At 48.4% G+C, this 12,067-nt stretch carries 12 protein-coding genes; all 12 read left to right on the top strand.

Going from position 1 to position 12,067, the window contains the following annotated elements; translation table 11 throughout:
- The coding region (locus KKC1_RS05515) for a GldG family protein (protein ID WP_192868095.1) at nucleotides 1-1,125 on the top strand (1,125 nt) is incomplete at its 5' end.
- Nucleotides 1,122-1,712 carry a DUF4340 domain-containing protein gene (locus KKC1_RS05510; protein WP_192868094.1) on the top strand — a complete coding sequence of 197 codons (591 nt, stop codon included), beginning with the start codon at nucleotides 1,122-1,124 and terminating at the stop codon, nucleotides 1,710-1,712. The genes KKC1_RS05515 and KKC1_RS05510, both read left to right, overlap by 4 nt.
- An 83-nt stretch (nucleotides 1,713-1,795) precedes the next feature.
- Nucleotides 1,796-2,476, top strand: a complete 681-nt coding sequence (locus KKC1_RS05505) for a response regulator transcription factor (protein WP_088553499.1) — start codon at nucleotides 1,796-1,798, stop codon at nucleotides 2,474-2,476.
- Between the two features lie 5 nt (nucleotides 2,477-2,481).
- Entirely contained in the window at nucleotides 2,482-3,900 is a 1,419-nt protein-coding gene (locus KKC1_RS05500; RefSeq protein WP_088553495.1) for a sensor histidine kinase, read from the top strand.
- 39 nt (nucleotides 3,901-3,939) lie between these two features.
- Nucleotides 3,940-4,413 (top strand): HAD family hydrolase, encoded by a 474-nt coding sequence (locus tag KKC1_RS05495; protein WP_088553494.1) that lies wholly within the window; start codon nucleotides 3,940-3,942, stop codon nucleotides 4,411-4,413.
- A gap of 87 nt (nucleotides 4,414-4,500) precedes the next feature.
- Nucleotides 4,501-5,970, top strand: a complete 1,470-nt coding sequence (locus KKC1_RS05490; RefSeq protein ID WP_088553493.1) for a DUF7986 domain-containing protein — start codon at nucleotides 4,501-4,503, stop codon at nucleotides 5,968-5,970.
- A gap of 66 nt (nucleotides 5,971-6,036) precedes the next feature.
- Nucleotides 6,037-6,555, top strand: coding sequence for a thermonuclease family protein (locus tag KKC1_RS05485; RefSeq protein WP_088553492.1), 519 nt, complete (start codon nucleotides 6,037-6,039; stop codon nucleotides 6,553-6,555).
- Between the two features lie 56 nt (nucleotides 6,556-6,611).
- A complete protein-coding gene (locus tag KKC1_RS05480; RefSeq protein WP_088553491.1) occupies nucleotides 6,612-7,397 on the top strand; it encodes an enoyl-CoA hydratase-related protein in 786 nt (261 codons plus the stop codon).
- A gap of 122 nt (nucleotides 7,398-7,519) precedes the next feature.
- The gene (locus KKC1_RS05475; RefSeq protein WP_088553490.1) at nucleotides 7,520-8,491 is read left to right on the top strand and encodes a metal-dependent hydrolase; all 972 of its coding nucleotides are present in this window, start codon (nucleotides 7,520-7,522) and stop codon (nucleotides 8,489-8,491) included.
- 91 nt (nucleotides 8,492-8,582) lie between these two features.
- Nucleotides 8,583-8,990, top strand: a complete 408-nt coding sequence (locus KKC1_RS05470) for a GntR family transcriptional regulator (RefSeq protein WP_192868093.1) — start codon at nucleotides 8,583-8,585, stop codon at nucleotides 8,988-8,990.
- Between the two features lie 2 nt (nucleotides 8,991-8,992).
- A complete protein-coding gene (locus tag KKC1_RS05465) occupies nucleotides 8,993-9,946 on the top strand; it encodes a slipin family protein (protein ID WP_192868096.1) in 954 nt (317 codons plus the stop codon).
- A gap of 18 nt (nucleotides 9,947-9,964) precedes the next feature.
- Complete coding sequence (locus KKC1_RS05460) at nucleotides 9,965-11,527, top strand: NapC/NirT family cytochrome c (protein ID WP_272946657.1); 1,563 nt, start codon at nucleotides 9,965-9,967, stop codon at nucleotides 11,525-11,527.
- Nucleotides 11,528-12,067: the final 540 nt, after the last annotated feature.

The raw sequence follows: 12,067 nt of genomic DNA, 5'->3' as shown, positions 1-12,067 counted from the left end.
GTGCGCCAGTTTGGAACCGTTGTGGTTGAGGCAGGGGGAAATATCCGGCTGATTGAGCCGTACAATCTCTGGGATTACGGTCCTGAAGGGCCGGAATTTAGAGGTGAGGAGGCTTTCACCCGGGCCATTATAGCTTTAACCCATAAAAACAACCAGGTCATTTATTTCCTGCAGGGTCACGGAGAACTGGATCCCGACCGAGAAGGTATTCAACTGCGCCGATTCCTGGAGGGAGAAGGGTATTCGGTAAAGAGCTTAAACCTGGCTACCCAGGGAGATATTCCAGCCGATGCGGCGTTAATAGTTATGGCCGGACTGAGAAAGGATTTGAATATCCCGGAGAGAGAGAGATTAGAAAAGTTTATGGATAATGGTGGAAAACTGATGATTTTAGTAGATCCCCTGCCGGAAGATGAGACCCTCACTGAGACTAAAAAACTGTTGGACCGTCTGGGAGTTCAAATTGAGCGGGATGTCGTAGTGGACCCGGCGCGAGCTTACTTTATGGATGCTTTGAGCCCGGTACCGTTACTAAACAGTCACCCTATTACGGAAAAGTTAATGGAAAAACGGATGCTATTAGTTTTGCCCCGGGCCCGAAGTTTGAAGGTTGATGAGCAGGAAAAGGGTCTGAAGATAACTCCCTTGCTGACCAGCTCTGGTCAGTCCTGGGGAGAAACCGACTGGACTTCCGAAAGATTACGAAAGGAACCGGCAGATATAAGCGGCCCGTTAACCCTGGCGGTGGCCGTTTCTCGCGAGGACGCTAAAGACGGGGCGGAACCGTCGCAAGGGGAAGTCAAGGAACAAGATAAGACCGCCGCGAGTCCTCAAGATACGGGGGAAGGATCCGAAGAAAAGGTAGCGGTGGTAGTAGGTAATTCTTCTTTTGTAGCTGGGGACAACGTGTCTTTTCAAGGTAACCTTGACTTCTTTGTAAACGCAGTGGACTGGCTACTGGGAGAGGAAACCCTCATTTCTATCAGACCAAAACCTGAGCGCATGCCGCATATCTTCCTCACTCCCGCCCAGGCTAAAAGTATATTTTACGGTACAGTGGTAGGCATGCCGGCCCTGGTTCTCCTTATCGGAGGCGCCGTATGGCTCAGGAGGCGGTCTTTATGAAGCTTCGCTGGCTAAAAACGCTGATCGCGGTAGTTATTTTTGTCGGGCTGGTGGTGTATATTAACTCTACTCGCCCGTCTGAGCAGGTAACTCAAAAGGAAAATGAGGTCGTCTGGAACCTCAAAATGACTGAGGTGATGGGGATAGAGATTTACGGGGACAACCGGAAAGTAATCCTGGAAAAGCGCGGAAAGGATGACCAAAAGGAATGGTGGCTGGTGGTTCCGACAGAAAAGGAAGCAAACCAGAAAAGAGTTGAGGAACTGTTATCTTCTCTAACCTGGATCGCCCCCCAGCGTTCCCTGCCGGAAGAAGCCGGGAAGCTTGAAAAATTCGGTTTAAAAGAGCCCGCCTGGAAAGTAAAAATGAAGTTGCCAAAGGGAGAAGAACGAATTCTTTTGATAGGAAAGCAAAGCCCTATTGGCGACCCGGAAACGGCTCCATTTTACAGTACCACCGGCCGTGGGGATAAAGTCTACCTGATAAGTTCGTATCTGGTGGAAAAAATTAAAAAAGCTGATGAAGAATATTTAACTGAAGTCACGAAGGAAGCCGGTGAAGATAAAGGAGAGAAGAAAGAATCTTGAGCTCTCAAGGCTCGCCCTTTTCTAGGTGGGCCTTTTATGTTAGCATAAAAAAAGAAGGCTGTTGTGCCAAAGGAGTAGGGTTTATGAAGGCCTGTATTTTAGTTATTGACGATGACCCCAAAATTACTTCTTTGCTGCGCCGCAGCCTCTTGTATGAAGGTTATGAGGTAATAGTGGCCAATGATGGAGAGACTGGTCTGAAATTAGCGGCGGAACGGAACCCGGATCTGGTTATCCTCGATATCATGATGCCGGGTCTTGACGGCTGGGAGGTCTGTCGTCGTCTGAGGGCCTGGAGCAAAGTTCCTATTCTTATGCTGACAGCCAAGGATGAAGTGAGTGACCGGGTTAAAGGACTTGACATAGGAGCTGACGACTATTTAGTAAAGCCTTTTGCCCTGGCGGAGCTCACGGCTCGGATAAGGGCGCTGCTGCGGCGCCGCTTGAATATGGAAGATAGTCAGATTCTGCGTTACGCAGACCTTGTAGTCGACCTCAAGACGCGGGAAGTCTACCGGGGAGATAGACCGATACGCTTAACAGCAAAGGAATTTGAGTTACTCACCCTTTTATTGCGGCACCCCCGGCAGGTACTCTCCCGCGACTTGATTATGGACCGTGTGTGGGGTTTTGACTATGACGGGGAATCCAATGTGCTGGAAGTATATATTGGAATGCTTCGCCAAAAATTGGAGGAAAAAGGGGAAAAAAGATTAATTCATACCGTAAGAGGAGTAGGATATGTCCTCAAGGAGCAGGAGTGAATGCAATGTCTATCAGGATGCGTCTTACTCTATGGTATAGCACTGTTTTTGGTGCTACTTTATTATTTTTAGGTATGCTTCTCTATTTTTTCCTGGCTTACTACCTCAGGGCGGAAATCGATCAGGCTTTAGCCCGGCAGGCGGCGGAAGTAGTAAAGTCAATCCGGGTAGTTGGACATTTCCCCCTGCCGCTCCGGAAAATAGTGCTCCCGGATGTAGATGTTTTTGCCGCTCCGGATACTTACCTCCAGATTGTGGATAATACCGGTGAAGTGATGACCAGATCCCGCAACTTGGGATCCCGCGTGTTACCTCTGGGGGAAAAGACCCTGCGCTTGGCAGCGGAGGCCGAGACATTTTATGAAACAATTACCACTTCCCGTGGCAGTCTTCGTATATATAATTATCCCTTAATGGTAAACAACCAGGTAATAGGCCTGCTGCAGGTAGGCCGTTCCCTCCAGCCGGTCGACACGGCCCTGGGACGGATGCGTTGGTTACTTCTGACCGGAAGCGGTATAGGTTTGCTCCTGGCGGCGACGGTAGGTTGGTTTTTGGCTGGAGCTGCTCTCCGTCCTATAGACCGGGTTACCCAAACCGCTGCGGAGATCGAAGAAGCCCGTGATTTGGAAAGGCGAATTGATTACAACGGGCCGCCGGATGAAATAGGGCGTCTGGTGGCTACCTTCAATGATATGCTTACCCGTATTCAGGCCGTCTATCAACGTTTGGAAGAAAGTTATGCGGTGCAAAAGAGGTTTGTAGCCGATGCCTCCCACGAGCTGCGAACCCCCCTTACCACCATACGAGGCAACGTAGAACTGTTACAAAAAATTGGTGATAGTGATCCTGAAATGTTTCGGGAGGTACTGGCCGACATTGCTTCCGAAACCGAAAGAATGTCCCGGTTGGTGAAAGACATGCTGGCCCTGGCCCGGGCTGACGCAGGTTTAAGACTGGAAAAAGAGCCGCTATCACTAAAAGACCTGGTACAGGAAGTGATCCGACAGGGGCAACTGCGAGCGGGTGAAGTAGATTTCGGGGTAGATGACCTTACTCTGTCTTCCCGGGATAAGGTTTTGGCCAACGCCGATTATCTCAAAGAAGTATTCTTAATCCTCTTGGATAACGCCTTTAAGTATACCCCCGCCGGAGGTCGGGTTTCCCTGGGCATTTACCGCAAAAATGAGCGGTGGGCAGGTATATGGGTTGCCGATACAGGGATAGGCATTGAAGCAAAAGATTTGCCCCATATCTTTGAACGGTTCTACCGGGCCGACAGAGCTCGCCGGGAGGAAGGAACGGGTCTGGGATTGGCCATCGCCAAGTGGATTGTTGAGGAACACGGGGGTAGAATTGAAGTGGAAAGCACTCCTGGGAAGGGGAGCATATTTACCGTTTGGCTTCCCCTTCTCCGGTCCTGAGGTTTTACAGCAACAATTTTAGAATGGGGAGGCTTGCAGATGCTGCGGATAAACATACCGGGCCGAAAAGACATTATCCTGAAGTACCTGGTTTTGGATATGAACGGAACCATAGCGATAGAAGGTCATATATCAGAAGAAACGATATCGCAAATTAATACTTTGGCCGAAAAGCTAGAAGTTTTTGTGTTGACTGCCGATACTTTCGGCAAAGCCAGGGAAGCCTGCAGCAGTATCAACGCCAAACTGGTAATCATGGATCCGGCGCGGCCGGGTGGGCAGACCAAAGCTGAATTTGTGGAGAAACTAGGCGCCGAATTTACGGCAGCTTTGGGTAACGGGTATAACGACCGGTTGATGCTTAAAAAAGCTGCTTTAGGCATACTTGTCCTAGAAGAAGAAGGGTGTTCTGCCCACAGTCTGCTGGCAGCCGACGTGGTTGTAAGAAATATCAGGGACGGTCTTAACCTGTTATTGAAGCCGAAGAGGCTGGTGGCTACCCTCAGGGATTGATTTTGATTTTTTTCTTTCAGGCAGGAAACAGGAGGTTGGCATGGAATAAAATAAAGTAATGGTCTGTGATTCACAGGAGGTTAAGAAATGAAAAAGAAACAGAAAAATAACCCTAGTTCTTACGGCAACGGGGAAGAATATGCAGGCGGCTGCGATGCCAGAGACCAAAAGGTTATTGACTTTGACCGCTGGCGCTTTGAGCATGCCGTAAAATCTCTTAAGGCGAAATTAGGTTACTATTCTGATAATCCTGCTTTCGACGAGGCCAAGGCCAGTGCTTTCGTTTATTATTTTGGTGACTTGGAAGACAGCGAATTGGAAGAACTGGGAGAAGAGCAGTGGCTGGAATTTTTAGAGTGGTTCATTTTCGATTATCCGGTCAAAGAAGATAAAACGGTTGTTGCCTTGTTTAAAGATGCATTTTACAGCCGCTTAAATGGAGCGGAGCAACAACTTCTAGAAAAATGGATCTCGGCCAGGATTTCTCTGTATAAGGTTAAAGAGGTGGTGTCACCTACCCGTGTTATTTTAGAGGATTTATTACGGGGAGGTACTTACTGTTTGAAACATGATAAAGCCGGGGATGAATTTGCGCCGAATTCCCTGGTGGTTACCCGCTTGTTGGCGGCGGGGGATTACTACGAAGTTTCCTTGCGGGCAGATATTATTCCTGGCTTTTGCTTCGACGCTCTTATTAAAATGATTCTGGAAGACTACAATTTTTACCGGAAAGAATTTGCTTCGAAAGGAGTTTTCGACTGGGACCAGTACTTGCAGCTGGGAGGACTCGACCTGCGGACCATGGTGGAAGAACTGGCTGAAACCCTTGAAGGTCCTGAACGCCAACCGAATCTCAAAAATTTGGCCGGCGGGGATGTCCTGCTAGAAGAATATTCAAGATTAAGAGATTTAACGGCAGATTTGCTGCCTGAACTGGGGCAGCTGCTGCAGAACCTTCATTGGGAGGAATATTTCACTCGCTGGATTGATGAACCGAACCCGGAACTGGAAGGGGAAACTCCGCGAACTAAGTGCAAGACTTCAGAAGGGCGACGACAGGTAGAAGAATTGTTGCGTAAGATGGAGAAGCAGGGAGATTTCTCCTATGACCTGAATAGAGTCCGGAAAAAACTGGGTATTCTTAACGGTTCCAAGTCCCCTGCAGTGTCTGATTACCGGTGGGAAAAGCCTGCCTACCGGCGAGTGGCTCTCTTAATCCAGGATAAAATGGAGGAAGACGGCTATACACCGGAGCAGATTGGTAATGCTTTAAAGCTTTGGTATGATTTTACCAAACAAAAGGAACCCCGGTTCCGCAAGCCGGCCGTTTGGGCAGCGACGGTAGAGTACTCAATTGCCCGTTTAGAGTATATGAAAGAGGTAACCCAGCAATACCTCGCCGGGAAGTATGCGATTTCTCCCAATACCATCTCCGCTAACTATCGCCAAATTTACGAGGCTTTGAGTATATCGGGGTTTGATGCCCGGTATTCTACGCAAGAGGCTCCGAACATCGGGTGGGAAAGGCTGGCTTTATGGCTAAAGGATATTCTTTAAGTTCCGCCCAAGCTGCCTAATTGGTTCCTGCTTAAGGCAGGAACTTTTAGTTCTGGGAGGTAACCTATGAAAAGATATTTTCTGGGCACCCTCCTTCTGGTGTTGGGGTTCCTGGTGGTTGCAGGAAGGGGGGAGAACCGTTTTCTTGAACTTATTCCGGCACCGTTTCATCCACCCGGACAACTGGTAGCCAAGGTGGAGCGGGTAGTTGATGGCGATACCATAATCGTACGGTTAAATAAAGGCCGGAAAGAAAGAGTGCGGTTAATCGGAATTGATACACCGGAAACGAAGCACCCTTCCAAAGGGGTAGAGCCTTACGGCCGGGAAGCAACCGCTTTTACCCGGAGGCTGGTAGAGGGGCGGTGGGTCAAGCTTGAATTGGACGTACAGGAAAGAGATAGATACGGCCGCCTGTTGTCCTACGTGTACATAGGCGATACTTTTGTGAATGCGGAGCTGGTTAGAAGGGGCTATGCCAGGGTAATGACAGTGCCTCCTAACGTAAAGTATGCTGATCTTTTTTTGTCTCTGGAACAGGAGGCCCGGAGGCAAAAAAGAGGTCTATGGGGACTTGGAAATTAAGTGGTATGAATTTTGCATATATTTTGAATAAATAAAAATTTAAGGAGGTGTTCCTCATGGAGAAGGAGAAAAAGCTAGTCAAGCTGGAGGTGGAGGGAAAAATAGCGGTAATAACTATTGATCACCCGCCGGTCAATGCGCTAAACGCTCAGGTTATGGCTGAACTGGATGAAGCATTAGACCAGGTAGCTTCCGATAAGGAGATAGGAGTGCTGATTATTACCGGGGCAGGGGAAAAGGCGTTTGTGGCCGGTGCTGATATCCGGCAGTTCCCCGAATTGGATGAAAAGGCAGGTAGAGAGCTGTCTGCTAGAGGTCAGGCCATTTTTGACAAGATTGAAGAGCTGGCCATACCCGTCATATGTGCTATTAATGGTTATGCTCTAGGAGGCGGGTGTGAACTGGCGCTGGCTTGTGACATTCGGGTGGTGGCGGAGAATGCCAAGCTGGGACAGCCGGAGGTGAATTTGGCCGTTATTCCGGGTTACGGGGGTACCCAACGCCTTCCGCGGCTGGTCGGGGCAGGTAAGGCCAAGCAACTGATTTTTACCGGTGATGCTATTGATGCTCAAGAAGCCTACCGGATTGGTCTGGCCGACGAACTGGTGCCTGCCGGCCAGGCTCTGGAAAAAGCTAAGGAAATGGCTAAAAAGATACTCACCAAAGGTCCGGTGGCCATAAGACTCTGCAAGGAAGCCATCAACCGGGGGCTGCAGATGCCCCTCAAGGAAGGGTTGGCCCTGGAAGCAGAGCTGTTCGGGAAGGCCTGCGCCACGGAGGATAAAAACGAAGGAGCTAAAGCTTTCCTGGAAAAGAGAAAACCGAATTTCCAGGGGAAATAAGAGATAGTTCGAGCCCTGCGTACAGCAGGGTTTTTTATTTACTGAAAGGACCAGGATTCGGCCAACGGCAAGTTTGCCGTTCTATGTTATAATCTATGTTATAATCAGAGAAGGTTATCATTGTGGAAAGGGAGAGATGGGAGAGGATGGATCCGGTAACTCATACCTTGGCCGGTCTGGCGGCGGCTTCTTTCTCCGGACAGGCCTTTTCGCTGACCAATCCTGTTTACCTGGGGGCAGCTTTAGGATCTTTGGCTCCTGACTTGGATATACTGTACCAATTAAAGGGCGAAGTGGTATATTTGAAAAATCACCGGGGGATGTCCCATTCCTTGCCCGGTCTTATAGGTTTCAGCGGGCTCATTGCTTTTGTGTTACATCTCTTTTTTCCTACCACTTCTTTCTCCTTTATTTGGTGGTGGACCTTCCTAGGGGCTGTTTCCCATAGTTTGTTGGATCTCTTAAATTCTCACGGTCTCCGCCTGTTCTGGCCCTTAAGCAACAAGCTTATAGCTTTAAATCTTCTAAATATTACCGATCCGATATTTCTCTTTATCTTAACTGGTATAACATTTGGTTCCTTTATCTCCCCTGAGCTGGTACGGGTAAGTGTGATGGCACTGATTGCTTATCTTCTGCTGCGATTCGTTTTAACAGGAATTATTCACGGCTACCTTCGTCGAAAATTTCACGGTGAGAAGATTAAGAAGATAGTAGTTATGCCAGCCCTGCTCAGTATCTGGAAATGGTATTTTTTAGTGGAAACGGAAACAACCTGTTATACCGGGGAGATGGGCGTTTTTTCCTGGGCCCTGACCATATACGCTAAGCTGGAAAAGCACCGGGAGAACCGTATTATCAAAGCTGCCATGGAAAGCACGATAGGTAGAATTTTTAGGGAGTTTACCCCTCATTTTTATGTAATATACCAGCAGCTAGGCAATAACCATGTAGTACGCTTTTTGGATCTGCGATATTATTTAAAAAAGGAATTTCTGCACAGTGCAACGGTGGTTTTTAACCAGCATTGTGAACTCAGGGAACAGTTTTTTCATCCCTTCAGCCGAAGCAGAAAAATAAAAGTTACCGGATAGCCAGCTGAAAAAGCTGGCTATTTTAGTTGACAGGAATTAGCAATCAATTATATAATTGTATTAGAACAATAGTACAATTGGTGGTGGCAGAGTGAATTTTGAAAATTTTAAAATAGATTTTACAAGCGGGGTCCCCATCTATATACAGCTTAAAGAAGCTATTAAATATGCGATTGCGGCCGGATATTACCCGCCGGGCAGCAGGCTTCCCACAGTCCGGCAGATGGCGGTCAGCTTAAAAATAAATGCCAACACCGTCAGCCGGGTTTATTCGGAGCTGGAACAGGAAGGTATACTGGCTACCCGGCAGGGGAAGGGGACTTTTGTGCGGGAAGTGGATATTCCGAAGGAAGATTTCCGCCGGAAGCGACTGCAGGAAATAATTGAAAGAACACTGGTAGAATCTTACAATTTAGGTTTTTCTCCCGAGGAGGTTCTGCAGGCTTTAACAGAGAAAGTGAAAGCCATTCAAGAGGAGAAGGGGGGTGAACAGGGTTGAATATGATACCACCGAAGCCGCTGGACAATACCGACGCGGGGAAAAAATCCCTGCCGGAGACTCCGGTTAAGTTCGGAATAGTGATTAGTCTGTTCCTCATGGGGATGACAGGCTTGGTCCTGGGCATTTGGCAGGTCAACATATTTCTAATTGCAATTTCCATCGCACTTACAGCCTTGTCTTTAGCTTCGATTAGGATCGCCCACCAGTGGCAAAAGGCTGTAATACTGCGCTTGGGTAGGTACTACCGAACTGCCGGACCGGGTCCGTTTCTAATCATACCTCTGGTAGATACGGTTGCTGCCTGGATCGACCAGCGGATTATGATCACCACCTTTACTGCCGAGCAGGCTCTTACCAAAGACACCGTACCGGTGGATGTGGATGCCGTCTTATTCTGGGTGGTATGGGATCCGGAAAAAGCTGCCATGGAAGTTGCCGATTACAAGACGGCTGTTTCCTGGGCGGCTCAGACGGCGCTGCGAGAAGTAATTGGTCGTACTCCTCTTTCAGAGTTACTGGCGGCTCGAGAACATTTAGACGAGGAGTTGCAGAAAATCATTGATGCGAGAACAGAACCATGGGGTGTAGCTGTTCAAGCGGTAGAAATCAGGGATATTATCATTCCTGCAGAACTGCAAGAAGCCATGTCCAGGGAAGCGCAGGCCGAGAGAGAAAGACGGGCAAGGATCATTCTGGGGACGGCAGAAACAGAAATAGCTCATAAATTTGCGGAAGCTGCTCGAGCCTATGAAGGAAACGAAATTGCGCTGCAACTGCGGGCCATGAACATCTTATACGAAGGCCTGAAAGAAAAGGGCGCTTTGGTAATTGTGCCCAGTTCGGCGGTGGAAACTATGGGTTTAGGTACCATGTCCGGTCTGACGGCTTTAAAGCACTTTGCTGAGGAGCAAAAGGTTAAGGAGGAACCAGGAAAAGCAAGGGAAGGGGGTTAATCTTGTGGGGTATTAAAAATTTTTGAAGAGCAGGGAAAAGTAAGTGTTTCCAAAGTAACCCTTATCATCGGGTTGATCGCCATGGCCGTTGCTTTTCCTGTTCTGGCAGCTGCAACCTGGGAGGTTACCAACAGCTCTGACTTTTGTGGTACGGCCTGTCACCTTATGACACCTCAGAAGGTGACTTATAAGGATTCCGCCCATGCGGAGGTACCCTGCACCAGTTGCCATTTAGGGATCGGTCTTTCGGCGGAAATGGTAATGCGTAAGGCGACGGAAGTCACCCAGGTTTGGAAAAATCTTACTGGTGTTTATGAAAAGCCGGTGCGCATCGTCCACTTGCGTCCGGCCCGGGAAACCTGTGAAAAATGCCACTGGACCAAAGCCTTTTATGATGATAAAGTGAAAATAATCCAGCACTACCGGGCCGATGAAGAAAACACTCGCAGCAGCATAGCCCTGGTAATGAAAATTGGGGGTGGAGCGGCCCGGGAAGGGAAAGGTTACGGGATACACTGGCATGTAGAGAATAAGATTCAGTATATCGCAACAGACGAAGAGAAACAGAAAATCCCGTGGGTCCGGGTGATAGATCCTGAGGGTAACGTTATCGACTATGTTGATCCTGAAGCCGGATTAACAGACGAGTACATAGCCAAAGCACCTAAAAGGACCATGGACTGTATTGATTGTCATAACCGGGTTTCCCACCTGTTTCCCAGTCCGGAGGAAATAGTGGATGAGGCTTTGGCCAGTGGCAAGATTGACGCCGGTATTCCCTGGGTGAAGAAGCAGTCAATTGCCGTGCTGAGAAGAGGAGCTCGGAGTAAGGAAGAATTTGAGAAGGCTGTGAAAGAAGCAGACGAGTTTTACCGACGCAACTATCCGGAATTTTACCGCAGTAAAAAAGAAATTTTGGAGAAGACCTATGCGACCTGGCGAGCCCTATATGAGGGAAATTACTTTCCGGAACAGGAAATAGCTTGGGATACTTATCCCGACAATTTGGGGCACCGTACCTTTCCGGGCTGCTTTCGCTGTCACGACGGTAAACATGTTACTCGTAATACAGCCGTTACTTCTGCCCGCCGGGTGATCCGCCAGGACTGTGACCTGTGTCATTCATTACCTATACCGGTGCAGGGGGAAACTTTAGACCTGCAAAAGTTGGTAGCAGGGCTGGTAAGTAATCGAGAAAAACCCTTTTCCCACCTTGCCTCAGATTGGCCTGTAAATCATGGAAAGAAGCAGAGCAGAGAGTGTTTTGCCTGTCATGCCGCTAAAAAAGGAGAAACGTCCTTCTGCGCCAACGGTGGCTGTCATGGCATTCGTTGGAAACAACCGGAATTCCGGCCGGTATATACTTCGGCCAATCAGGTATGTACCCGCTGTCATCCAGTGGAGCAAACCGGTAAACATAGGGTTCCTCAGCACCAAGTAGAGTGCCTTTCCTGCCACCAACTGCATAGCTGGACCGTTTCCGATGAAGCTTGCAGGAAGTGTCATACCCTTGATGCGGATCACTATAGCCAACCTGATTGTACCTCATGCCATGACTTTCGTAAACAGGAAAGGGCTTGAACAAAAAAATGAATATTAAAAAAATTACGAAAAAGGTTGATTTTTTAGTTCACTTTCGATAAAATAAAAACAAAGAAATGTACTAATGAATTAGTACAAAAGAACAATAGTTAAACCTAGCATGGATTTCAAAGGGCGCTGCCCTTTGAAATCAGCAGTGGTCATACGCCTCCGTCAGGGGGTCGAGTCCAGAGGCCGATGACCCGGTCCTTGGGGCAGGGTCAGCCCTGCGGGGTAGAGCCCAGAGACCGTATGACCACTGCTCAAAATACCAGTAGTGGTTATACTCCCCGGAAGGGGTAGAGCCCCAGAGGCCTGTATGGCCACTACCTTTTTATTCTTAGGGGTCCTTAGGTTGGGTGGAAAAGGAAGGGATAAGAAAGTTTAAACCGGCAGTGGCTTAATACTCCCCGGCAGGGGCCGAGCCCTAGAGGCCTGTACTTAGGCCACTGCCTTTTTAATTCAGAAGACTCACGGTAAAAAGTCAAGGGCCAAAAAATGGGAATAAATAACTCAAGGCTTAAAAAAGGCAATAAAAAA

The sequence above is a fragment of the Calderihabitans maritimus genome, assembly GCF_002207765.1.
In the GTDB taxonomy this organism is placed as follows: domain Bacteria; phylum Bacillota; class KKC1; order Calderihabitantales; family Calderihabitantaceae; genus Calderihabitans; species Calderihabitans maritimus.
The sequence above is the reverse complement of the archived record's forward strand: the minus strand, read 5'-3'. Positions and strand labels throughout refer to the sequence as shown.